This window comes from Kitasatospora nipponensis (assembly GCF_039528135.1).
Lineage (GTDB): Bacteria > Actinomycetota > Actinomycetes > Streptomycetales > Streptomycetaceae > Kitasatospora > Kitasatospora nipponensis.
Genome location: NZ_BAAALF010000040.1, coordinates 1 through 22656 on the forward strand (window position 1 = coordinate 1; position 22656 = coordinate 22656).

A 22656-nucleotide genomic window follows, 5' to 3' on the forward strand; every position below is an offset into this window, starting at 1 on the left:
CCCCCCCCCCCCCCCCCCCCCCCCCCCCCCCCGCCCGCCCCCCCCGGTACCCCGCGGCCACCACCCCGGCCACGGCCGCCGGCCGGTTGTCCACGGCGGCCGCCGCGCTCACCACCAACACCGCGTACGCCACCCCCGAACACCACCGGCGCCACCTCTCGTACTCCAGCCGCAGCTCACCGGCCGGCCGGCTCGCTCCGCTCATGCGCTCGCGGCCACGGGGAAGCCGTCCGAGGCGTCGGCCGGCCGGCCGTGCTCCCACACGCTGTCGAACTCGCTCTGGAAGTGCTGGAACCACTGCTCGTCGCGGTGCGGCAGGACGGTGAAGACGGCGTCACCGCTGGCCGAACCGTGCGAGTAGATGTCGACGTGGATGCGGCCGCCGGGTCGTTGCGGGTCGAGCAGGAGCAGCCCGAAGGCCGGCACGAACCGCAGGAAGCGCACCTCCACCCGGCCCGCGGCGCCGGGCGTCTCGGCGAGTTCGCGGAGCAGGTCGACGGACGAGCGCAGCCGGTTGCGGTACATCTCGCCCCGCTCGGGGATCGTGCTGCGGTGCGCCGCTTCGTCGGGGCCCGTACCGGTGGGGTCGATCAGTGCCACCTTGACCACGGCGCCGGCGACGGTCCTGCGCTGGAGCTCGTCCACCAGGTTGCGCAGCGTCCGCGAGAGCGTCACCCCGACGATGCGGATGTCCTGTGCGGTGCGCACGTGCTCGACCAGGTCCGCCTTCTCCCGGCCGAGGAAGTCCTCGGCGCGGACCTCGCCGCTGCCCCGGGCGCGGACCTCGGCCGTCAGCTCCGCCACCTGCCGGCGGCTGCCCAGCATCCCGCCGGCCAGCAGGGCCAGCGTCGCGAGCGTGGCGGCGGCCAGCACGTCACCCCCGACCGTGCCGATGATCCCGAGGACGGCCAGCACCAGGGAGAGCAGTGCCGTCGTGTAGATCTCCAGGTTCTCCCCTGCCGAGAGATCCGCACGCAACCGCCGAAGAAAACGCATGAGGCCCATCGTCGGGACGGCCTGAAGGTGTGTCAACGAAAAAAAGTCGGGCCGCCCGCCGTGATCGACCCGCTGGGCCGGCTTGCTCGACCCGCTCGACCCGCTCGACCCGCTCGGCTCGCTCGACCCGTTCGGCTCGCTCGGCCGGGAAGCCACGGGTGACTGTCGGACCGCGGTGGCAGCATGCCGGCAGGACAGCGCGGAGAGAGAGGAGGGCACCATGAGCTTCCTGGGGATGTGGTGCCTGGTGCCCATGCAGGCCGATGCCATCACGCGGTACGCGCCGGACCTGTTGCCGGCCGTCGAGGAGGAAGCGGCCCATCCCTCCTCCGGGGACCTCCTGCGGTGGTGGCGCGAGGTGGGAAGTACCGAGGAGTCCCGGCACCGGTTCGTCGAGGCGGCCGCTCCGTCCGCGCTGGACGAGCGGATCTGTCGCGTCTACGAGGCGTGGGAGTGCGGCCGTGACGAAGCCCTCCCGTACCTCGCCGTCTCCTGCCGCAACTCCTATCCGGCCGCCGCGATGGCCTTCGCCCTCGGCCCGGAGCGCTTCGCCCACCTGCCCGGCTGGATCGGGGACCTCGTCCTGACCCCCGAGCAGGTCCGCCGGACCCTTCCCGCGATCGAACGCGCCTTCACCTGGAGCACAGGGGACCGGGCCGAGGCCGAGCGCCTCCTGACCGCCGCCCTGCGCGACGAGGGCGACCGGGAGGACATCGACGCGCTGCTCGACGGCGTCCCCCCGGTCTGGCGCGCCGCGGCCGGGGCCGGCCGGGGGCTGTTGGGGGCGCACTTCGTCCCCTGAGTCGGTTCCCTGAGCCGGGCCCCTGGGGCGCCGCTGAGCCGCCGCGCCCTTCAGCGCTGAGCCGCTGGGCCCTTCACCGCGGGATCACCCAGCCCGGCACCCAGGTCCCGGCCGCGTCGTGGCCGGCGGTCGCGGCGGCGAGGTGGGTGCGCAGGGTGGCCAGCGCCGGATGGGGGTTGTCGCGGTGCCACAGGAGCGAGTGCGGGTAGACGGGCGCCGGGTCGGTCACGGGGATGCGGCGCAGGCCGTGGTCGGCGGGCCAGACCAGGCGTGTCTGCTCGCCCATGAAGGTGGCCAGGGCCGGGGTGTCGGCGATGGTGTCGAGGAGCGCGTCGGAGCCGAAGTTGGGGCCGGTCGCCTCGATGGTGAGGCCGAACTCGGCGACCAGGTCGTCGTAGTAGGCGGCCCACTCGGTCCCCGGGACGATGCCGGGCATCCAGATCCGGTGCCCGGCGAGCTGGGCGACGGTCACCGACCGGGCACCCGCCAGTGCGTGCGTGGGGCCGGTCAGGAGCTGCAGCGACTCGTCGAGCACCCGCACGGACTCGATGTCCTCGGGAAGCGGCCGGCCGGGCACGGCGACGGCGCGGAAGGAGGCGTCGATGGCACCGGAGCGGATGGCGGCGACGGCCGTCTCGATGTCGAACAGCATCACCACGTCGAGCTCGATCTCGGGGTGCGCGCGGTGGAATCCGCGCATCAGGCCCGACTGCGCACTGCGGGAGGTGAGCACGTCGACGCGCAGCGGGCGGCGGCCGGCGTGCACGGAGTCGACCGCGCGCTCGGCCACCCGCAGCAGCTCGCGGGCGTGCGGCAGGAACGCCTGCCCGTCGATGGTGAGCTCGGCGCCGCGCGCGGTGCGGGTGAACAGCCGAACCCCGAGGTCGCGCTCCAGCCCGGAGATGCGCTTGGAGACGGCCTGCTGGGTGACCGACAGCTCGGTCGCGGCCTCCTGGAACTGCCCCGCATCCGCTGCGGCGACGAAGGTCCGGACGGTGACGAGATCCATGCCCGACACCCTAAGGGAACAACCGCTGGTTGTGGCTGAGGACTCGGCGGTTGTTTGATCCCCGGCCACGGCGCCCGCTTTGATGGATCCGATCGCGGATCGGTTGTGCGAGTGAGCGGTGAGGGGCGTCGGGCATGGGGAGCTGGCAACGGCTGGGACGTCGACTAGGACCTTGGCCGGGCCCTCGGCTCGGGCGGCGGTTCGGATGGTTCTGGGGAGCGTACGGGACCAGCGCGCTCGGCACCTGGCTCGCCTTCGGAGCCTTCCCGCTGATCGCCATCCGGGTCCTGCACGCCGGACCGGCCGAGGTCGCCGCGCTCTCCTCGGTGGGGGCCGCGGTCGGCGCGCTGGTGGCGGTGCCGCTCGGCCCGTGGGTGGAGTTCCGCCGCAAGCGGCCGGTGCTGATCGCGATGGACCTGGTCCGGTTCGCGGCGCTGCTGACGATCCCCACCGCGTACGCGCTCGGCGTGCTCACCTTCGTCCAGCTCCTGCTGGTCTCGGTCGTCGTCGCGGCGGCCGACATCACCTTCCGCGCCGCCTCCGGCGCCTACCTGAAGACGCTGCTGCCGGCCGAGGACCTGCTGGTGGCGGGCGCCCGGTTCGAGTCCACGGCCTGGACGACCACGATCGTCGGACCGCCCCTGGGCGGCGCGGCTCTCGGGCTCCTGGGCCCGGTGGCGACGGTGCTGGCCGACGCGGCCAGCTACCTGCTCTCGGCCCTGGGCATCCGCGCGATGGGCGGGCCCGAGCCGCGGCCCGAGCGCCGGCCGGCCACGCGGCTGCGGGCCGGCGACCTGCTCGACGGCTGGCGCTACATCCTCACCGATCGGGCGCTGCGCCCACTCTTCTTCAACACCGCGGTCTTCAACGCCCTGGTGATGGCCGCCGAGCCGCTGCTGGCCGTCCTGATGCTCGGGCGACTCGGCTTCGCACCGTGGCAGTACGGGCTCGCCTTCGCCGCGCCCTCGATCGGCGGGCTGCTCGGCTCGCGGCTGGCCCGACCACTGGCCATCCGCTTCGGCCGGCACCGGGTCCTGGTCGCGGCCGGTGCGTTGCGCGCGCTGTGGCCCGTCGGCCTGGCCTTCGTGCGGCCGGGCACCGGGGGACTGGTGCTGGTGACGGGCGTCGAGTTCGGGCTGATCCTCTGCTGCGGCGTCTTCAACCCCCTCTCCGCCACCTACCGCCTCCAACGCACCGCGAACGACCGCCTCACCCGCACCCTGTCCGCCTGGGCCGTGACGACCAAGGCCTGCACCGCGCTACTGACCGCCCTCTGGGGTGTCCTGGGCACCCTGCTCGGCCCGCGAACCGCCATCGCCCTGGCCGGCGCCCTCCTGCTGGCGACCCCCCTGCTCCTCCCACGCCGCCCGGCCCCCCTCCCCACCGAGCCGGAACCGGAACCGGAGGCGGAGGAGGAGGCGACCCCGGGGCCCGAGCCGAGCCGCACCTGACGCCTGCCAGGTGGCGGTCGGGCAGCCGTGGGCCACGGTGGTTGTCAGTCCCAGAGGGCGCCGAAGGCGAGGAGTTCGTCGTGGTGCTCGAGGCGCGCCCTCCAGTCGGCGGGCCAGGCGGCGGCGCCGTGATGGGCGCCGGCGAAGGCGCCGGTCAGGCAGGCGATGGAGTCGGAGTCGCCACCCGAGTAGGCGGCGCGGCGGACGGCGAGCACCGGGTCGTGCGGGAAGAGCAGGAAGCAGAGCAGTGCGGTGGCGAGTGCCTCCTCGGCGATCCAACCCTCGCCGGTGGCCAGGCAGGGGTCGGCATCCGGTGTCGGGGCCGCCAGTGCGGCGTCGAGTCGGTCGAGGACGGTCAGGCACTCGTCCCAGCCCCGGGCGAGGAACAGCTCGGGCCGCTTGATGCCGACCCGGGCGGCGAAGTCGTCCAGCCAGTAGGCGTCGTAGTGCTCCCGGGCAGCCTGGGCCCGGGCGCGCAGCCGGCCGGGGAGCTGGGCGGGCGGGACGCCGTCGACCAGCAGACGCACTGTCAGTGCCGTGAGCTCGCTCGCGGCCAGCGCGGTGGGGTGGCCGTGCGTCAGCGCCGCCTGCAGTTGCGCGGCACCGGCGAGTTGCCGCTCGTCCAGACCCGGCAGCAGGCCGAGTGGTGCCACCCGCATGTTGGCACCACAGCCCTTGGAACCCGGCTGGCTGGCTTCCTGCCAGGGCTTCCCGGGCCGGCCGAGCAGCGCGCAGGCGGCCAGGCAGGTCATCCCGGGGGCACGGGTGTTCTCCGGGGAGCGGGCCCAGGCCACGAACTCCTCGCGCAGGGGTGGCAGCAGCCGTTGCGGCGTCAGCTCGCCGGCCCGCTGGAGGGCACGGGCGAGGGCGAGCGTCATCTGGGTGTCGTCGGTCACCAACGCCGGTTCCGGCAGGGGGAGTGCACGCCAGTCCGGCCAGCGCCGGGCCAGGTCCTCGACGTCCTCGAACTCCGTCGGCCGGCCCATCGCGTCCCCGATCGCCAGTCCGAGCAGGGCGCCAGTTGCGCGCTTCATGTATCACCAGAGGGTCGGTCGGGCCGCGGACCGGAGGCCCGGGCTGCCTCGCCTTCGCGCGTGGCAGCCGCCAGGGTAGGCAGCCGGCGCGGCGCGGTGCCACCGCATTGTCAACGGCCATGGAGACGCCCAGGCGGGCGGCTGTCGGGTGTCCCGGCTGGTGGCCCATCAGGCGAGCGTGTGTCCCGTACCCGTCCGAGTGCTCCAGCACCCACGGCGCTCTGTCCGCCCCTTGGTGCCAGCCGCGGAAGAGCACCGGAGTCAGTGGATTGAACGCGTTCAAATTCTCTGACAAGCTAACCCCTGGCCGATGTAGCGGGTGGCCATACGTTGCAGCTGTGTACATCTGGGGGAAGAGCATGGAACCGGGACGCGGGTTCTCAGCGGCGGTCGGCGCGGATGTGCCGAAGGGAGGCGCGAGGAAGCGCCGTTGGACGCGTCAGGCCGGCTGGCGAGGTCGGCGGGTCGCGACGGTGCTGGGGTGCCTACTTCTCGGGTGCACCGCTTGTGGGGGCGCCGGGGGCCAGTCCGCCGTGATCGAGCGGGCCGACCTGGTGGGCGACTGGGGTAACGCGGCCGGCGCCCGGCTGCACGTGGCGGTCGATCACCGTGCGACCGTGAGTGGCCTCAACCAGGCCGTGCCGGACACCAAGTGCCCTGCGGACGCGTCGGACGCCGCATGGCAGTTCTGGGTGCCGGTCGGAGCACCGGGCAGCTATGTCGGCTCCGATTCGGCGACCAAGGGTGATTCGTTCACGCTGGCGCTGAGGACGGCCACGGCCGACCCCAACGAGAGCTGTGACGTCGACGTGGAGGTGCAGCGCGATCAACGGGGCTTCAACCTCTGTCTCGTCATGGACCCCGACCAGAGCTGTACGTCCGGGGAGCTTCTCCGCAAGGTCGCGGCGCGACCCCAATGACGCGCCGGGTGTTGCGGTCGCGATGCGTTCGGCAGCCGAAGGCCCGCCCCGGGTCTCGAGGATGAAGCCCGATCGCCCCGGCTGATCGCGACGGTCGTCAGCGGCGGGTCGATGCCCTGAGGCTCCTGGCCGCCGACGGGACAGCCGAGGTGGGCTCGGGTCGCCGGAAATCGCCTGGGGATGGCCACTGGTGACGGACTGGTGGGTCCGCGGTGCGCCGGCTGTCGTACCGGTGGTGCAGGATCCTCGTCATGACGAAGCAACAGGCTGACGGGGCGCCGCCGATCGACGCGGCCGATACGTATCTTGCGGGACTCGCCGAGCGGATGGGGGCTGACGGTTGCCATCTGACGACGACGACCTGGCGTGAGTTCCGGGTGGTGGTCGGCAGTCGATCGGACCGCAGGGCGCGGTGGTTCGGTACCAAGGCCGAGCTGTTCGTTCTCGCTGCCGCGGTTCCCGGGATCGACCAAGCCGCGCTGGCGGAGTTCACGCGATGGTCGATGGACCGGGTCAAGGGCATCCGGAGCGGTCTGCCCGGTGCCCGCAACGCGGCGCTGGTCCTGCCGGCGCTGATCAGTGGCGGTGTTCAGCCGTCCGCGACGAAGTGGGCCACCGCCGACGCCCGGCTCCTCGGGACCTCGGTGCTCGGCCGGCCGATCACGGTGGAGACGCCGGCTCCCGGGGGTGCCCGGGTGGCCATGTACCGCGGCCGGGTGAGGTGGGGCGGGATGTTCACGGGGCACGTCCTGGAGAAGGCGTCGCTGTACTTCCCGTGAGGCCCGTGAGGCGAAAGCGGCCTCTGCCGTTGTCGCCACGCGCGCAGGGGCCGCTGGGCGGCGGGACGCGACGGGGGCGGGGCGGTCCTGACCGCCCCGCCCCCGTCGTCTCCCCGCTGCATTCCCCGCTCCCACGGCGTTGACCTGTGGGAGGGGAGACGTTCGGGTGGAGTGTCAGAGCCCGGACTCGAGGATGTCCTGGATGTGCTTGGTGCGCTCCTCGACATGGTGGGTGTTGGTGTCCGACATGTGGTCGAACGTCAGCACGCCGTCGGCGAAGACGATCCCCGTCGTGCTGAAGAAGACCCCGGTGTTCCTGATGACGACCTTGGACATCCCCTCGCGGAGCGCGTCCCTGCCCATGTCATCGGCCGCGACCGCGCCGAACGCGTCCACCAGCGGCTGGAAGTAGACCTGGGGGAAGTACTCGGCGTAGCTGTCGGCGTAGTCGGCGACGGCCAGCTCCGGCCACTCCACCTCGATCGGCACCTCGAATCCCGCCGCCTCGTCGATGCGCGCCTTCCAGCCGGGGTAGTCGTCGTTCTTGAACCGCTCGACGCTGCGGCGTTCCGCCAGGCCCATCTGAACCTCCACATTGCTTGGTGCTGTTGTACCGCTGGAACAAGGCGCTGATGTTCCCGACCGTCTCGGCCGGCAGCGCGGCAGCCAGCTGCGCCCGGACAGCCGGTCCGTCGCAGTCGGCTGCGCCGATCGGTGGCGAGTCTTCCGGTCACGGGGTCGGGAGGCATCAGTGAAAACACGCAAACCCCCTACGTAGCCCCCAGTTCTGCGGTGCGCCGCCGCGGTCCCGGGCCCGGCCCCGGTCGTGTCCGATGGGCGGGTACCGGCGCTGTCCGGCCCGAGTGCGGCCTCCGGATGCGCACGGGCCGTGCCGGGGCGACGGTGGGAAGTGGATGCGCTCCCGTGCAGCTCGACGTCAGGCTGCTGCGGGCGGCCCGCACCCATAGTCAGGACCTCGCCGACCACCCCGATCTCCTGAACGCCCCGCCTCCCGCCGACCGGCCGCCGCATCCCAGTCACTACGGTTCCGATGGCTCACTGGGCTGGGACGAACCCCTTGTGTCGGGCGGGCCGAACGTACCGGGCCGGATCACGAAGTTCATGGGTGCCTCCGGCTCCGAAGGCGAGAATGTGGCCGCCGGTTTCCCGGATGCGGACGCGGCGTTCGATTTCTGGTTCAACGAAACGCCGCCCAACGATGGGCATCGCAGAAACATCCTCAACTGCGATTTCAGGTCCGTTGGGGTGGGCATCGTTCAAGCCCCCGACGGCAGGTTCTACTACACGCAGGACTTCTTCGGTTGAGGTCCACGCGTCCGGGGAACGGCCGGCCGACGACCGTCCTGGCGTGTCAGCCGTCCGAGCGTCGACTCGGCGCCGTCCTCGATGTCGAAGGCCGCGCGCATCGCGGCAAGGTCATCGGGGTCGGCGTGAACCGTGTCCGTACCGCGCATCCCTGCCACCCCTTACTGTTGGTCCGTCGGGTGGCGCCCACCCCGACGTGCGCCGGCACCGCCTGCCGCGGGTGGCGGCGGGCGGCGGGCGGCGCCCGTGCGTTACCAGTGGGTGGGCCGGTGGGGGTTCAGCACTGGCCGTCGGCGATGACGTAGGTGTTGGTGGCGGTCTCCTTGAGGGTGTGGGTGGTGTAGACGTTCCACAGACCCATGGCCTGGTCGGAGCCGTTGGCGTAGACGTAGCCGCCGATCTGGTGGGCGCGGCCGGCGACGGTCTGGTTGTAGTTGTTGTCGGTGAAGCACGGCGCCTTCGCGGTGGTGGTGGCGTTGACGGCCGTTGACGTGGTTCCGGTGGCTCCGGTGCTGTCGAGGGCGGCGACGGTGTAGGTGTAGGTGGTGCCGGGGGTGAGGCCGGTGTCGGTGTAGCCCGTGGTGGTGACGGGGGTGGTGTTGGTCCTGGTGCCGTTGCGGTAGACGGTGTAACCAGCGGCGCCCGTCAGGGAGTTCCAGCTCAGCGTGGCGGTGGTGTCGGTGGTGGCGGTGACGGCGAGTCCAGTCGGCGCGGGCAGGGTGCTGCGGTCCAGGCCGAAGAACCTGGCGGTGTAGTAGCTGGAGCAGATGGAGTCGAGGTAGTAGGCGCCGGTCGAGCCGCACTGGTCGATGCCCGAGCCGGGGTGGACGGCCAGACCGTGGGCCATGCCCGAGATCGCGTAGGTCTCCACCGCGGGGTTGCCGGCGCTGTCGTCGTAGACGCTCAAACTGGTGTTGCCGGGCAGGGTCTGCGTGCTGGAGGGGGACTGGCCGATGCCCCAGACGTTGGTCCACTGGTCACGCGAGGCGGTCATGTGGGCCGGGTTGACGGTGGCGTCGGAGCTGCCCTGCCAGATCGCCACGCGCGGCCAGGGACCGCCGTACCCGGGATCGGAGCCGCGGACCAGGTCGCCCCACTGCTGCGGGGTGTGACTGGTGGTGCCCGAGGTGCAGTTGGAGTTGGAGATGCCGCTGGTTGAGCACTGCGCCGGCGGGCCGGAGTCGATCGATCCGGCGGCGAAGACGTCGGGGTAGTCGGCGAGCAGGTCAGCGGTCATACCGCCACCGGCGGACAGGCCGGTGAGGTAGATCCGGTGCGGGTCGACGCCGTAGTGGGTCAGCGCGTACTGGACCATCTGGTAGATCGACCTCGCCTCGCCCTGACCCCGGCCGTCATCGGAGGGGGTACCCCAGTCGAAGCAGTCCAGCAGGGGGTTGGTGGAGGACGGCTGCTCGGGGAAGACGACGGCGAAGCCCCAGAGGTCGGCGTACTTCGGCCAGCCGGAGTGGCTGTAGTAGTCGCCTGCGGACTGGGTGCAGCCGTGCAGGGCCACCACCAGCGGGGCGTTGGCGGGGAGGTTGTCCGGCAGATAGCTGTACATGTTCAGACCGGCGGGGTTGGCGCCGAAGCTGCCGACCTGGGTGAGCGAGGCCGCCCGGGCGGGCTGCGCCGCCACGAGGCCGGTGACGAGGAGCAGGGCGCCGGCGAGCAGCGCGAGAAGGCGCCTCGGGGCGGACGGGGCAGTACTCGGGTGGGGGTGTGCGTGCGACATGGTGCGCTCCTGGGTGGGGGAGTGGCGCCCCGACGGCCTGCGTCCGGGCAGGGCCTCGGACGGAGCCTCGGGCAGCGCGTCGGGCAGCGCGTCGAGCCTGTCCCCACCCTCGTGACCGGCGTCTGAGCTGTCCATGGCGGTCGCCCACACCTCGCCACCGCGGGAAGCGAAGGACGTCCACATATCAGGAACCGCGGGCGGCTCCTACGGTGCGGGCACCTGGATGAAGGGGCCGGCGGAGTTCACGCCCGCCCCCGCAACCAGATGCCCCCCGCCGCCGAGGCCGCCGCCGAGGCCGTCGCCGAGGTCGCGGTCGACCGGCCGGACCGAACAGGCCGGGGATTCTCGCCCCTGCATGTGGGTGGCACAGCACGATCGGGTGATCTTGACGGGGCTGTCGTGTCCTCGACGAGGCGGCGCGGGTTGGCCGGGTATTTCCTACTCCCCGCTTCCTACTCCCCGCTCACGACGCCCCTTTGGAGTTCCTCGTGGATCTGTCCACCAGTCAGCCCGCCCCCGCCCCCGCCCCCGGCCGTCCGGGGCCCTCGCGGCGTGCCGTGCTCGGTTCGGCGGCCGCGGTCACCACGGTCGCGGCGGGCGCCGGCCTGGTCGGCCGCGCCTCCGCCCAGTCGACCTCGCCCGGCTCGTCCGGCTCGGGCCACGGCGGCGGGGCGGACGAGGCCCAGGCACGCGACCTGGCCCGCAAGATGCTGCTGGTCGGTGATGACGAGCAGAGCGACCTGAAGCTGGACTATCTGAAGATCCTCATCGACGGCAAGCTGCCCGCCCGCGCGCCCCGCAAGAAGGTCCTGATCGTCGGTGCCGGAGTGGCGGGGATGGCGGCCGCCGGCCTCCTCAAGCAGGCCGGACACGAGGTGGTGGTCATCGAGGCCAACGGCAGCCGCGTCGGTGGCCGCGTCAAGACCTTCCGCGGCATCTTCGAGGACAAGGCCCTGCACGCCGAGGCCGGTGCGATGCGCCTGCCCGACTTCCACCCGCTGGTCCTGGCGCTGGCCGACAAGCTCGCCCTCAAGCGCCGTCTCTTCTACAACGTCGACATCACCCCCGGCGCCGCCGCCACCGGCGACGTCCCGCCGGTCTCCTACCGTTCCCACACCGGCGAGACGTGGACCAACGGTGACAGCGGGCCCAAGCGCGCCCCGTTCACCCCGCCCACCGCCACCTACCGCACCAAGATCTCCGTCAACGGCACCCAGAGCACCCGTGCCGCCTACGCCCAGTCCCCGCGCGCCCTCAACGCCACCTTCGGCACCGCCCTGGGCAGCACCACGTCGGCCGCCGTCGACCGCGCCTTCAAGAACGTCACCGTCCCCGACGGCCCGATCGCCGACCAACTCGCCTCCTGGTCCAGGATCTTCCGGACGTACGACGGCCACTCCACCCACCGCTACCTCCTCGAGGAAGCCGGCTGGGACCTCCCCACTCTCCAGGCCGTCGGCACCCTGGAGAACATGACGTCCCGCCTGCACTACTCCCTCATCCCCACCCTCATCGACCACTCCGTCATCAGCCCCACCAACCGCTACTGGGAACTCGAAGGAGGCACCGACACCCTCACCCAGGCCATGGCCGCCCCCCTCCAGAACGACCTGCGCCTGGGTCGACGCATGACCCGCCTCACCCAGACCGACACCGGCGTCCGCATCGAGACCACCGCCGAGACCGGCGACGAGGACTCCGCCGACGGCGCCCCCACCGACCCCACCGAGGTCTTCGAAGGCGACTACGCCATCATCACCATCCCCTTCAGCGCCCTGCGCTTCTGCGACATCCAGCCCCTGATGTCCTACCAGAAGCGCCGCGCCGTCACCGAACTCCACTACGACAGCGCCACCAAGGTCCTCCTGGAGTTCAAGACCCGCTTCTGGGAGAACGGACCGGGCGGCTTCACCGGCGGGGGCTGCGCCGCCGACAGCGCCAGCCGCTTCACCTACTTCCCCTCGCACGCCCCCGACGGCTCGCCCGGCGGCGTCGTCCTGGCCGCCTACACCTGGTCCGACGACGCCATGCGCTGGGACTCCCTCACCCCCGGGGAGCGCTACGCCTTCGCCCTGAACGACATGGAACGCCTCTTCGGACCCAAGGTGCGCAGCGAGTTCACGGGCGTCGGCGCCACCCAGTCCTGGGCCCGCGCCCGCTACGCGCTCGGCGAGGCGGTCATGTTCACCCCCGGCCAGCTGCACGAACTGCACCCCGCGAGCCGCACCGTGGAGGGCCGGGTCCACTTCGCCGGCGAACACACCAGCCTCAAGCCCGCCTGGATCGAAGGCGCCCTGGAGTCCGCGGTCCGCGCCTTCCTCGAAGTCCACCCCCGCTGACCGCACCCCACCGCACCCCACCCCGTCCCACCCCTCCCCGCCAGGCCCGTCGGACGGATCACCGCCGAGCCGCGCGCTCCTGACAGCCCGTCAGTCGTGCGCGGGTCGGCGTGATCAGCCAGGTGACGCCTGTCGCCCGAGCCGGCCCGGGCCACCACCCACCCCGCCCCGGCATCGTCCCCACCCCGCCCCGTTTCGGCTACAGTGTCGCCGCCAGTTGGACGACCGGGCAGGGGTGGGGAGTTGGACGCACGGATTTCCGTGGTCGACGGGTCCGGCGAGGAGCTGTCCTCGTTGTACGCGTGGCTGGTCGACGAGGATGAGCTGCGGGGACGGGGCCGGGCCGTCCGGCGGTCGATCGGTGAGAACGAGCTGGGCTCGGCCGTCGACCTGCTGACGGTGGCCGTCGGAGCCGGGGTGACCCGTCTCAACCAAGTTTGACGGCGTCTCAACGAAGTTTGACCGGCCGTCGTGGTGAGCCTCAGAAGGACCGGAAGACACCAGCGGGGTCGGACTGGGCGGCGTCGAGGACGTCCGCGAAGTCGAGGTTGGCGATCGACAGGTTCGCGTGGATGTGGCCGATGCCGCCCGGGGTGGTCCGCACCGACCCGCTGTAGGCCTCGAACTCCTCGTCGCTCTCGCACTCCTCCCTGGTCAGCACCGCCAGCACCAGCAGCGCGTGTTCGTCGTCGTCCATCGTGAAACGGTCCGCCAGATAGACGACGCTCAGCTCCTCGTCCCCGGACAAGGTGGCTACCACCTCGTCGGCCGCCGCTCCTGACCAAGCCGGATCATCGACGATGTGCAGATAGGGATCGACATCGCCACTGTCGAACTCCCAGGGTTTCACGAGCTCCGCCAGTATGGCCTGCCAAGCTCCCTCGTCGCCGAAGTCGGTTCTGATGACCAGCGCGGCGAACTCATCGCGGCCGGCTATGACGGGCAGCATCCTCGGGCTCCGGAATCTCCAGGGGTACGGACCGCACACGATGCCAGCCCCCGCCGACAGACGGTCAAACTCCGATGAGACAAACCCACGGCGGTCAAACTTCCGTGAGACTCGTCAAACTTCGATGAGACAGGTCAAGGATGTCGTGTGACAGCGAAGATGGACGGCGTTGTCCTGTCTCGCTCCATCTGGTCCCGGTCTCACGTGATCTGGTCCGATTCCGCTGTGAGAGACCAGATCACGTGAGACATGCGGGTCATCGTGTCCGGTCCCACTGGACCGGCTGGTGTCTCACACCCTGCCTCATACGCCGATCATCCACTCCTGCTGCAGCGAGTTGGTGTTCGCCTGCTGCGCGACCCCGGAGCCGTTGGCGGCGTGACTGGCGGTGAGCAGCAGCCCACTGCGTGCCGAGGAGACGATGTAGAGGCCGTTCGCTAGCTGCGTGAGGTACCAGCGCTCGTTGGTGCTGCCCACGCAGCCCCACTGGTCCACGAGGGCGCCGATGGCGGTGGACCCGTTCTTGACCTCGGCGCACAGGTTCGACACGATGTTGACGAGTTCCCAGGAACCGTCGGACTGCTGTTCGAAGCCCCAGCCCTGGCTGCCGCGGCCGGGGGTCGCGATGACGAGCGGTTCGCCGGCGGTGGAGCTGCCGCCGTTGTCGAGGTACAGCTCGCCGGTGGTCACCAGGGGTTCGTAACTGCCGTTCAGGGCGGGGACGGTCATGGAGGGCGGGGCGACCGTCCACTGCTGCTGCGGCGAGTTGCTGTTCGGCTGGGTCGTCACCTCAGTACCTTCACGGTTCGAGGTGAGCAGCTGACCGTTGAGCGCCGAGGTGACGGTGAAGGAGCCGTTTGACAGCGATGTGAGGATCCAGCGCTGGTTGGTGGTGTCGAGACACTCGGCCCCGACCACCCCCGCGCCGGTGACGGTGATGCAGGATGTCGCAACGTCGAGTTCGTAGGTTCCGTCGGACTGCGGCATGAACGTCCAGGTCTGGGTGTAGTCGTCCCCGGACGTGGTGTAGACGTTGCCGTCTTCGTAGGTGAGGTTCTGGCCGCCGGTGACCAGGTTGTGGTTGCCGTTCAGTCCGGGGTTGATCGTGCCGATCGTCCACTGCTGCTGCGGCGAGTCGGTGTTCACCTGCTGGGTGAGCGTGGCGCCGTTGGCGGTCGAGGCGGTGGTGAGCACCAGCCCGCTGTTCACCGAGGTGACGAGGTAGGAGCCGTTGGACAGCGCTGTGAGGAGCCATTGCTCGTTGGGTGGCGGCCCTCCGTCGGCAGTGACTACGCACGTCCACTGGTCGACGACGGCGCCGGCGTTGGTGAAGCCGCCGTTGACCTCGGCGCACAGGCCCGAGGAGCTGTTGACGAGTTCATAGGCACCGTCGGACAGCTGGTCGAACTGCCAGTTCTCGTTGGCGCTGCCGGCCACCACGGCCCAGGTGTCGAGCTGGGTGCCGGTGCTGGGGCTGCTGCCGGGCACTTCGAGGTCCAGGCCGCCGGTGGCCAGGGTGTGGGTGCCGCTCAGGACGATGGGAACGAACGCCGCGGCGTTGGGCGTGGTGGCGTGGGTGGCGTTCGGCAGGGTCGGTGCGGCGGCCGAGGCGGTGGTGGTCAGACCGGCGGCGGTCAGGGCCAGGGCCGCGGCGGCGAGTACGCCGAGGAGTTTTCTCATTCGGGGAACTGACACAGGGACTCCTTGTCGGTGTCCGGGTACGCGAGGGTGGGCGGACCCGGTGTGGCCGGCACCCCGGTGGGTGCCGGTGGGACCGGGGCAGATGCCCGCCCGGTCCTTGCCCCGTTCTTCGCGGACGGCGCTCTGCCGGCGGTGCCGGGGGTCGGGGTCCGGACTGCGGATCCGCGGACGTCCCGGTGCGGCGGCACCGGTCGCCCCGGGCGGGCGGCGAGCCGGCGGGCGCCGAGGCAGACCCCGCCGACGTGAACGGGTCCTCGCCCGGTCGTGGACCGCCCGAGCGCGATGCCTCGCACGTCACCGACTCCTCGTGTGTGGGGGGCCGCGCCGAGCTCGCCGGCAGGCGTGGGGATACCTGCCGGCCGAACCCGGCGCTCTTCGATTCGGTCGCCACCACGGGCTCGGGGTTCGTCGGCACTAGTGGACGGGGCCCGGCCCGCCCGCAGGGCACGGAACCGCGCCGGCGGGTTCGGCCGGTTGTGCTGGTACCGATCAGACCACCGAGCCGGCCCGGGGCACCAGGAAGAGGAACAGGACGAACCACCGGAAGAAGTCGTGTCCGACCGGACGAACCCGCGTCTACGACGGGCAGCCCTCCCCGATTGAGCGCGGAGGCTGCTGGAGGCTCGTGTGTGGAGTTGTCACTGGTGACTACGATGATCGCCCCGGCCGGCGTGAGCACGCCGGAATCGCGACTGGTTGGTGGCCGGGACCGTCTTCTTCGCCGTCCACCTGTGGTGGCACGACAGCAAGCGGAAGAGGCAGCAGGGAGACCCCCTCACCGAGGCCTACGTGGAAGCCGCCCACGCCTACATCGCAGGCCCGGCCGGCTGGAACGACATGCTCCGCCAACGCGTGCTCTGCACCTGCCATCGCGACTCCTGGAGGATGGAGAACGCGACCATCTGCCTGGGCTGCCTGCGATACATGTGCTACCAGGTGGGACGGCGGTGCTCCTGCGGCGGCCATGTCGTCGGCTGAGGACTGTCCGGCCGATCATGTGTGGAGCCAGATGACGAGGGCTGCCGCGGTGACGGGGTCGACGGCGGGGAGAGGTAGCGTTCGACCTGCTCGCGCATGCGGGTGAGTTCGTCCTTCGGCAGTGCGGAGAAGCCGGTGACGGTCATCCTCTGCTCCTTGCCGGTTCCGAGGTCCTTCGCGGACGCGTGCATGATGCCGTTGGCGTCGATGTCGAAGGTGACCTCGATCTGGGGCAGGCCGCGCGGGGCCGGTGGCAGGCCGGTCATCTCGAACACGCCGAGCAGTTCGTTGTCCGCTGCGTTGCGGTGCTCGCCCCGATAGACCTTGAACCGCAGGGAATGCTGGTTGTCCTCGGCGGTGGTGAAGATCTCGGATCGCCTGGTCGGGATCGTGGTGTTGCGCTCGATCAGTGCGTTCATGGTGCCGTCCGTGATCCTGATGCCGATGGACTGCGGGGCGACCCGAAGCAGCAGGACGTCCTTGACCTCGCCCTTCAGCACACCGGCCTCCAGGACGCTGCCGATCGCGACGGCCCCGTCCGGGTCTGCGGCACCGAGGGGCTCCTTGCCGCCGGTCAGCTCCTTGACGAGCCCGGCGACGGCCGGCATGCGGGTGGAGCCGCCGATCAGGACCACCTGGTCGATCTCGGACAGCCGGATGCCCGCGTCCTTGATGACGTTGTCGAACGGGTGCTTGCATCGGTCGAGCAGGTCGGCGGTGAGCTGCTGGAACTGGGCTCGGGTGAGCTTCTCGTCCAGGTGCAGCGGGTCCTCGGCGGACGCCGCGATGTAGGGCAGGTGGATCGAGGTCTCACAGGACGAGGAGAGCTCGATCTTGGCCTTCTCGGCGGCCTCGCGCAGGCGCTGGACGGCCATCTCGTCCTTGGACAGGTCGACGCCGTGGCCGGCCTGGAAGGTCCTCACCAGGTGGTCGACGACGCGCTGGTCCCAGTCGTCGCCACCGAGGTGGCTGTCGCCGCCGAGGGCCTTGACCTCGACCACGCCGGAGCCGGTCTCGAGGACGGCGACGTCGAGGGTGCCCCCGCCGAGGTCGAAGACCAGGACGGTCTGGTCGCTCTCTTCGTCCGCGCCGTAGCCCGTACCGGCAGCGGCCGGCCCCTCGACGATGCGCACGACGGCTAGGCCGGCGATCTCGCCGGCCTCCCTGACCGCCTGGCGCTCGGCGTCCGAGGAGTGCACCGGGACGCTGATGACGGCGTCGGTGATCGTCTCGCCCAGGTATGCCTCGGCGTCCCGCTTGAGCTTCTGCAGCAGGAAGGCGGAGATCTGCTGCGGCGTGAAGTCGTTGCCGTCGATGCCGATCCTCCAGTCGGTGCCCATGTGGTGCCTGACCGAGCGGATGGTGCGGTCGACGTTGGCGACCGCCTGGCGCTTGGCGACCTCACCGACGAGCACCTCGCCGTTCTCGGCGAAGGCGACGACGGACGGCGTGCTCCGGGTGCCCTCGGCGTTGGTGACGATCCTGGGCTCACCGTCCATGAGGACGCTGACGACGGAATTCGTCGTCCCGAGGTCGATGCCGACCGCACGGATTCGGCGGACGCTCGGCGGAGCGGGCGCCGACGGGGAGGCCGTCCGCGCGGTGCCGAACTCGGCCCAGACGGCCCGGCTCGCCTCTGCGGCCTTCGCATCGACGAACTCCGGTCCGTACAGCCTGGCCAGCAAACCCGCGATCCTGCCGTACTTCCGGGCGGCCCCGTCCGGGTCCCCGTTGTGGCCGAGGAACTCCTCCTCGTCGAGCAGCATGCGCGGTGTCCCCTGGCCGCTGTCCTCCCTCCGAGCCCAGCGCTCGCCCTCGGTCGCGGGCCGGTAGCTCCTGTTGCGGGCGATCACCAGGTCGGCGACGGTGTCGGTGCCCTGCCGGCGGGGCTTCGGCAGGCCCCTGCTCACCAGCCGCTGGTGGAGGAGCTGGTAGAGCTGCCCGAGGGTCAGGTCCAGCGGCGCGTTCTCATCCCCCTCGGTGAGTAGCCGCACCAGCTCGGCGGTGAACGCGGTGTTCCGTTCGCCGTGTGGTGCGCGCGCGGTCGTACTGGCGGAGGTGGCGGTGAGCACGAAGGTCCCGGCGATGTCGATCTGGTCCAGCGCGAGCGAATCGCCGGGAGCCATGATGTCGATGGCACGCCCGGAGAAGCAGCAGTCGAGGATGACCACCCGCTTGCGCGCGGGGCTGTCGATGACGAACTCCCTGAGCTCGTCGAAGGGCAGCGCGGTGTGGCGCAGTTGTCTGCCGCGACGGGTGCGGGACAGGCCGAGGTGCAGCTTCCCCGCGCTGTCCAGCAGTCCGTGGCCCGCGAAGTAGATCAGCAGGAGGTCTTCCGCCTGCGCGGTCAGCTCGGTGAGCTGGTCCACCAACTCCTCGTTGCTGCCCGGGTTCGCGATGGTCACGCAGGTCTGCGAGGTCGACCAGCCGTGCAGCGGCAGGCCGAAGGCGTCCGCGACGTCGGCCAGGTTGTTGAGCACCGCCGGAAGGTCGAGCAGGTCGGGGTCCGCCGGATAGTTCGCCGTGCCGATCAGGATGATCCGGGAGCGGTCGCCGTCAGGGAGTCGCATCGGGCAGGGCGTCCGGTTGCTCCCCGGCGATGAAGCGGCGCAGTTCGGCGACCGTCCCGTCCCCGGCCTTCACCCGGCTGAGCTGGACTTCCATGGACCCGCCGTCCGGCCTGGTGACCCGGACGGTGACGTCCTGGGTGCGCTGCCGCACCCATTCGACGGCCGCCTGGGCGAGGACGGTGGCCGCCCCGCCGGTGGAGAGGGCCACCACCAGGACCTCGGCGAGCCCGCCCATCTCCTCGGGACCGATCTCGCCGTCCAGCAGCCGCACCCGCCCCCGCAGCTCGTCCTCGTGGCGCAGCCAGGCATGCAGCGACCGGAGATCCGAAGCGGCGGCCGCCGGGTCCGCCCCCGCGATGGTGATCCGCGATTCCATCCCACTCCCAGCCGAGGCGATTCAACTGTCCGTCAGCCTAAATGATGGTCACCCACCCGGTGGGGGAAACCGCCTCGAACGCCGGCCTGGTGGAGTCACGGACGACTGGTTCGATGGCAGGTTCGACGAGCAGCGGATCGATGGGGGCGCCGGAGGCCCTGGTGTGCGCGGTGATGGTCGGGCAGGCTAGTTTGCTCGGGTGAGTCTCCTTGAAGATGTGGCCGAGCGTGATGGCTGGCGATGCTGGGTGTGCGACGAGCCGGTCGACCCCGACGAGTCGGTGAACGATCCGCGGGGTCCCAGTGTGGACAGCCGGACCGCCGATCGGAAGGCCAAGGTCGCCGAGCGGCTCGCGCACCGTGGGTGCAACTCCCGCAAGGGTGCGGTCAAGGTGGTCATCGAATGGCCGGAGCGCCTCTACGTGGTCGAACCCGCGCCGCTGATCACGGTGGCCGGGAGGCTGGAGCGCAAGGGGGGCCGCGAGATGGTGGGCCGTTGTCCCACCAGGCAGGACGCCCAGGCGGCGGCGGACTGGTTGGTGGACCGGTTCTCCCGGCTGGTGCCGGAGCTGCCGGTGACCGCCGACATCGAGCCGGGCGGCGGCCAGTTCCTCGTCATCCTGGCCACCGGCCGCCGCTGACCGGGGATCACCGGGGGGACGTCGGGCTCGCTCGTCCTCGGCCGCCTGCCCAGCCGGGCCGACGCGACCGCTCCGGCTCGATGCTCGGTGCCGGTTCGGGGATGGTCACCCGTGGTCGCGGGTGGCGACGGCGAAGATCCGGCGGAACGGGTAGACGGTGCCGTGCGGTCCGGCCGGGTAGGCCTCGCGGAGCAGGGCGCCGTACTCGTCGGTGAAGCGTTGCCGGTCGGCCGGGTCGGTGAGCTGGGTGAGCACCGGGCGCAGGGCTGTGCCGCTGGTCCACTCCAGGACCGGGTCCGGGCCGGTCAACAGGGTGCTGTAGGTGGTCTCCCAGACATCGACCGTGCAGCCGGTGGCGGCCAGGGTGGTCAGGTACTCGCCCGGGTGGTGGACACCGGCGCGGCCCACGAGGTGGCCCAGGGCCTCGTTCCAGCGCGGGCTGCGGGCGAGTTCGACGAGCAGGGTGTGGCTGGGGGCGTCGAAGTTGCCGGGGACCTGGACGGCGAGGCTCGCGCCGGGGCGCAGGGCGGCGGCCCAGCGCGGGAGCAGGGCCAGGTGGCCGCTGATCCACTGCAGGGTCGCGTTGCTGACGATCAGGTCGGGTGCGGCGGGGGCCGGGTCGTAGTCCAGGGCGTCGGCGAGCAGGTAGTCGGCGCTCGGTTCGCCGTGGCCGCGGGCGCGGGCGAGCATCTCGGGCGAGCTGTCGACCCCGGTGATCCGGGCCTCGGGCCAGCGCTCGCGCAGCACGGCGGTGGAGTTGCCGGGCCCGCAGCCGATGTCCAGGACGACGGCGGCCGGCGCGCCGGGCAGGGGCGGCACCCGGGTCAGCAGGTCGTGCAGCGGACGGGTGCGTTCGTCGGCGAAGCGGAGGTACTGCTCGGGGTCCCAGTTGACGGCGGTCATCGAGGCTCCAGACGTCTCAGCTCGGCAAAGTATCTCGATATCAAGATACATTGCCGGGTGGGCGAGTGGCGCGCACGTGCCGGGCCCGGTTGATCCTGACGTCTGCCGGGCCGCGGCCACGCACCTCGATGGGTGTCAGGGGAGGTTGAACTCCACGCAGCCGGTGTCCAGGGAGTAGTAGGCGCCCAGGACCCGGGTTCGGTGCTCGGAGAGGAGGGGCGCGAGCAGGGGGTCCTGGCGGAGTTGGTCGGCGGTGAGGCGGATCTGGGCGCGGATGGTGTTGTCGACCTGGTCGCCGGGGAGGGGCTGGGCCACCTCGTAGGCGGGCCGCAGGGCTTCGACCACCGCGACGAGGTGGGCGGGCACCTCGCGGCCGTCGTTGAGCGCGTCCACGGCGAAGGTGACGGCGCCGCAGCGCTGGTGGCCCATCACCACGACCAGCGGGGTCACGGCCTCCTCCGCGCCGTACTCGACCGCGCCCTGGATCAGGTCGTCATTGGTCTGGGCCGCGGTGCGCACGACGAACAGGTCCCCGACGCCACGGTCGAAGACGATCTCCGGCGGTACCCGGGAGTCGATGCACGAGAAGACCGTCGCCAGCGGGTGTTGTCCCGCGGCCACGGCCAGGCGCCGGGCCACGCTCTGGTGCGGATGCAGGAGCTCTCCCCGCACCCAGCGCTCGTTGCCTTCGACCAGCCACCGCAGCGCCTCGTCCGGTCCGGGTGTGTCCGTGTCCGGCAGGGGCGGCTGCGACGGATCGGTGATGCCGCGGGGCTGCGCGAACGCCCGGGTGGTGGCGAGCAGGGGGACGGCGGCCAGGGCCCCGGCGCCGCCGACGAGGAAGCGGCGCCTGGTGGCCGGTTCGGCGACGTTCTTCCGCCGGTGGTGGTCGGTCGGTGAGTCATGCATCGGCGATCTCGGCCTTCCTGCCGGTCTCTCTGCTGGCTGTCCTGACCACGAGTCTGGACACCGGGCCGCCGGCCCCGCCTCGCCACACCGCGCCCGCTGCCGCCCGGGGGCGCGGATCACCCGCTCGGCCGGGGGTGCCTGGCGCCGGCCGTGACATCGAATGCGACGCGAGCAGGAACTCCCCCGGGGGAGATCGCCCGGCTGACGTTCGTCCTGCGCACCGGTGATCCGATACCGGGCCCCACCCGCGGGTCCTGACGGTTGCCCGGATCTGCCCGCATCGGGGGCTCCGGGGTGGGGCGGGGCCTTTCTCGGCCGGCGCCTTCGGCCCGGCGAGCACTCACCCGGCCGGGTGGTTCTCCCGCCGTGGGCTCGAACGTGGTGTGGAGGGGTTGGGTGGTGTGGTTTTGCCGGTGTCAGGGCCGGTAGGGAGGGCTGTATCGCTGTTATCGCTGTCACGACGCAGGGGAGAGAGCTGCTGATGGGTGCTTCGGAGCGCTACGTACGCGCGTGGGAGGGCTTCTGGGCCGAGAACACGGGTGAGCCGGGGGAGGCGTTCTGGGACGCGGACGCCACGTTGACGGCGGCCCCGCACACGGCGTTGCTCGCGGCCCATGCCGACCGCACGCTGCCGATCGTCGACCTCGGCTGCGGCAACGGCACCCAGACCCGCTACCTGGCCGGGCACTTCCCGCGCGCGGTGGGCGTGGACCTGTCCGCCTCGGCCGTGGCACACGCGCGGCGGGCGGATCGCGACGCCGTCGCCGAGTTCGAACAGCTGGACCTCACGGACCTGGTGGCGGTTCGGCGGCTGAGTGAGCGCCTCGGCGAGGTCAACGTCTACCTGCGGGCCGTGCTCCACCAGAGCGACCCGGGGGACCGGGTGCCGGTGGCGACGGCCGTCGCCCTGCTGCTGGGCCGGCGCGGACGGGGCCTGGTGGTCGAACCGACCGCTGCCGCCAAGGCGGTGCTCCAGGAGGTCGCCGAACAGCCTGGCGGCCCGCCGCACAGGCTCCGACAGGTGCGCAAGCACCAACTGCGGCCGGCCGAAGTCGCCCCGGGGGAACTGCCCGAGCTGCTGCGCGGCGTCGCCCTGGAGATCCTCGACCAGGGAGAGAGCGATCTCGCGATGAGCGAGCACCACCCGGACGGCGCCCGGGTCGCGCTGCCGGCCCAGTGGTTCGTGGTCGGTGCCGCCGCCGGCAGGGGGTCGGGCGGCTGAGCGTCCGCCGGCCGCGGCGT

At 71.6% G+C, this 22656-nt stretch carries 20 protein-coding genes and 2 pseudogenes; 10 read left to right on the top strand and 12 right to left on the bottom strand.

All coding sequences use genetic code 11. From position 1 onward, the window contains the following. Window positions 1-201: 201 nt before the first annotated feature. The gene (locus ABD323_RS14155; protein WP_344441847.1) at window positions 202-996 is read right to left on the bottom strand and encodes a hypothetical protein; all 795 of its coding nucleotides are present in this window, start codon (window positions 994-996) and stop codon (window positions 202-204) included. 82 nt (window positions 997-1078) lie between these two features. On the opposite strand from ABD323_RS14155, the gene ABD323_RS14160 reads away from it, so the two are divergent. Continuing rightward, entirely contained in the window at window positions 1079-1798 is a 720-nt protein-coding gene (locus tag ABD323_RS14160; protein ID WP_344441849.1) for a hypothetical protein, read from the top strand. A gap of 73 nt (window positions 1799-1871) precedes the next feature. Here the strand turns inward: ABD323_RS14160 and ABD323_RS14165 are convergent, their stop codons facing one another. Further along, window positions 1872-2807 (bottom strand): LysR family transcriptional regulator, encoded by a 936-nt coding sequence (locus ABD323_RS14165; protein WP_344441850.1) that lies wholly within the window; start codon window positions 2805-2807, stop codon window positions 1872-1874. A gap of 134 nt (window positions 2808-2941) precedes the next feature. Here ABD323_RS14165 and ABD323_RS14170 point away from each other — a divergent pair, with 134 nt between their 5' ends. Beyond that, a complete protein-coding gene (locus tag ABD323_RS14170) occupies window positions 2942-4258 on the top strand; it encodes an MFS transporter (protein ID WP_344441851.1) in 1317 nt (438 codons plus the stop codon). Between the two features lie 44 nt (window positions 4259-4302). Here the strand turns inward: ABD323_RS14170 and ABD323_RS14175 are convergent, their stop codons facing one another. After that, window positions 4303-5292 (bottom strand): ADP-ribosylglycohydrolase family protein, encoded by a 990-nt coding sequence (locus ABD323_RS14175; protein WP_344441852.1) that lies wholly within the window; start codon window positions 5290-5292, stop codon window positions 4303-4305. A gap of 533 nt (window positions 5293-5825) precedes the next feature. Between ABD323_RS14175 and ABD323_RS14180 the strand changes: the two genes are divergently transcribed. Both ABD323_RS14180 and ABD323_RS14185 read left to right on the top strand, forming a co-directional pair. Further along, window positions 5826-6212, top strand: coding sequence for a hypothetical protein (locus tag ABD323_RS14180; protein WP_344441853.1), 387 nt, complete (start codon window positions 5826-5828; stop codon window positions 6210-6212). A gap of 251 nt (window positions 6213-6463) precedes the next feature. Continuing rightward, window positions 6464-6991 carry a hypothetical protein gene (locus ABD323_RS14185; protein ID WP_344441855.1) on the top strand — a complete coding sequence of 176 codons (528 nt, stop codon included), beginning with the start codon at window positions 6464-6466 and terminating at the stop codon, window positions 6989-6991. Between the two features lie 174 nt (window positions 6992-7165). Here the strand turns inward: ABD323_RS14185 and ABD323_RS14190 are convergent, their stop codons facing one another. Further along, window positions 7166-7573, bottom strand: coding sequence for a hypothetical protein (locus ABD323_RS14190; RefSeq protein ID WP_344441856.1), 408 nt, complete (start codon window positions 7571-7573; stop codon window positions 7166-7168). Window positions 7574-7867: 294 nt separating this feature from the next. Here ABD323_RS14190 and ABD323_RS14195 point away from each other — a divergent pair, with 294 nt between their 5' ends. Next, a complete protein-coding gene (locus ABD323_RS14195; RefSeq protein WP_344441857.1) occupies window positions 7868-8317 on the top strand; it encodes a CAP domain-containing protein in 450 nt (149 codons plus the stop codon). 277 nt (window positions 8318-8594) lie between these two features. Here the strand turns inward: ABD323_RS14195 and ABD323_RS14200 are convergent, their stop codons facing one another. Then, a complete protein-coding gene (locus ABD323_RS14200; RefSeq protein ID WP_425555987.1) occupies window positions 8595-10049 on the bottom strand; it encodes an extracellular catalytic domain type 1 short-chain-length polyhydroxyalkanoate depolymerase in 1455 nt (484 codons plus the stop codon). Window positions 10050-10537: 488 nt separating this feature from the next. On the opposite strand from ABD323_RS14200, the gene ABD323_RS14205 reads away from it, so the two are divergent. Further along, window positions 10538-12388, top strand: coding sequence for a flavin monoamine oxidase family protein (locus ABD323_RS14205; protein WP_344441859.1), 1851 nt, complete (start codon window positions 10538-10540; stop codon window positions 12386-12388). A 243-nt stretch (window positions 12389-12631) separates the two neighbouring features. Further along, window positions 12632-12829 carry an effector-associated constant component EACC1 gene (locus ABD323_RS14210; protein ID WP_344441860.1) on the top strand — a complete coding sequence of 66 codons (198 nt, stop codon included), beginning with the start codon at window positions 12632-12634 and terminating at the stop codon, window positions 12827-12829. 40 nt (window positions 12830-12869) lie between these two features. Here ABD323_RS14210 and ABD323_RS14215 read toward each other — a convergent pair whose 3' ends face one another. Together ABD323_RS14215 and ABD323_RS14220 are read right to left on the bottom strand one after the other, a co-directional pair. Continuing rightward, on the bottom strand, window positions 12870-13337 hold the full coding sequence (locus ABD323_RS14215; protein ID WP_344441861.1) for a DUF6924 domain-containing protein: 468 nt from the start codon (window positions 13335-13337) through the stop codon (window positions 12870-12872). A gap of 303 nt (window positions 13338-13640) precedes the next feature. Then, entirely contained in the window at window positions 13641-15032 is a 1392-nt protein-coding gene (locus tag ABD323_RS14220) for an RICIN domain-containing protein (RefSeq protein WP_344441862.1), read from the bottom strand. Window positions 15033-15737: 705 nt separating this feature from the next. Here ABD323_RS14220 and ABD323_RS14225 point away from each other — a divergent pair. After that, complete coding sequence (locus ABD323_RS14225) at window positions 15738-16016, top strand: hypothetical protein (RefSeq protein ID WP_344441863.1); 279 nt, start codon at window positions 15738-15740, stop codon at window positions 16014-16016. A 74-nt stretch (window positions 16017-16090) separates the two neighbouring features. On the opposite strand, the pseudogene dnaK reads toward ABD323_RS14225, so the two are convergent. From dnaK to ABD323_RS14240, 3 genes and pseudogenes are all read right to left on the bottom strand, one after another. After that, window positions 16091-17569: pseudogene (dnaK, locus tag ABD323_RS14230) on the bottom strand (molecular chaperone DnaK); the annotation flags it as partial. 363 nt (window positions 17570-17932) lie between these two features. Further along, window positions 17933-18586: pseudogene (locus tag ABD323_RS14235) on the bottom strand (caspase family protein); the annotation flags it as partial. Then, window positions 18573-18962, bottom strand: a complete 390-nt coding sequence (locus ABD323_RS14240) for an effector-associated constant component EACC1 (RefSeq protein ID WP_344441864.1) — start codon at window positions 18960-18962, stop codon at window positions 18573-18575. The pseudogene ABD323_RS14235 and the gene ABD323_RS14240, both read right to left, overlap by 14 nt. Window positions 18963-19161: 199 nt before the next feature. On the opposite strand from ABD323_RS14240, the gene ABD323_RS14245 reads away from it, so the two are divergent. Next, on the top strand, window positions 19162-19602 hold the full coding sequence (locus tag ABD323_RS14245; RefSeq protein WP_344441866.1) for a hypothetical protein: 441 nt from the start codon (window positions 19162-19164) through the stop codon (window positions 19600-19602). Window positions 19603-19707: 105 nt separating this feature from the next. Here the strand turns inward: ABD323_RS14245 and ABD323_RS14250 are convergent, their stop codons facing one another. Both ABD323_RS14250 and ABD323_RS14255 read right to left on the bottom strand, forming a co-directional pair. After that, window positions 19708-20505, bottom strand: a complete 798-nt coding sequence (locus ABD323_RS14250) for a methyltransferase domain-containing protein (RefSeq protein WP_344441867.1) — start codon at window positions 20503-20505, stop codon at window positions 19708-19710. A gap of 135 nt (window positions 20506-20640) precedes the next feature. Next, window positions 20641-21414, bottom strand: coding sequence for a carbonic anhydrase (locus tag ABD323_RS14255; RefSeq protein ID WP_344441868.1), 774 nt, complete (start codon window positions 21412-21414; stop codon window positions 20641-20643). 481 nt (window positions 21415-21895) lie between these two features. Here ABD323_RS14255 and ABD323_RS14260 point away from each other — a divergent pair, with 481 nt between their 5' ends. Next, window positions 21896-22636, top strand: coding sequence for a class I SAM-dependent methyltransferase (locus ABD323_RS14260; RefSeq protein WP_344441869.1), 741 nt, complete (start codon window positions 21896-21898; stop codon window positions 22634-22636). Window positions 22637-22656: the final 20 nt, after the last annotated feature.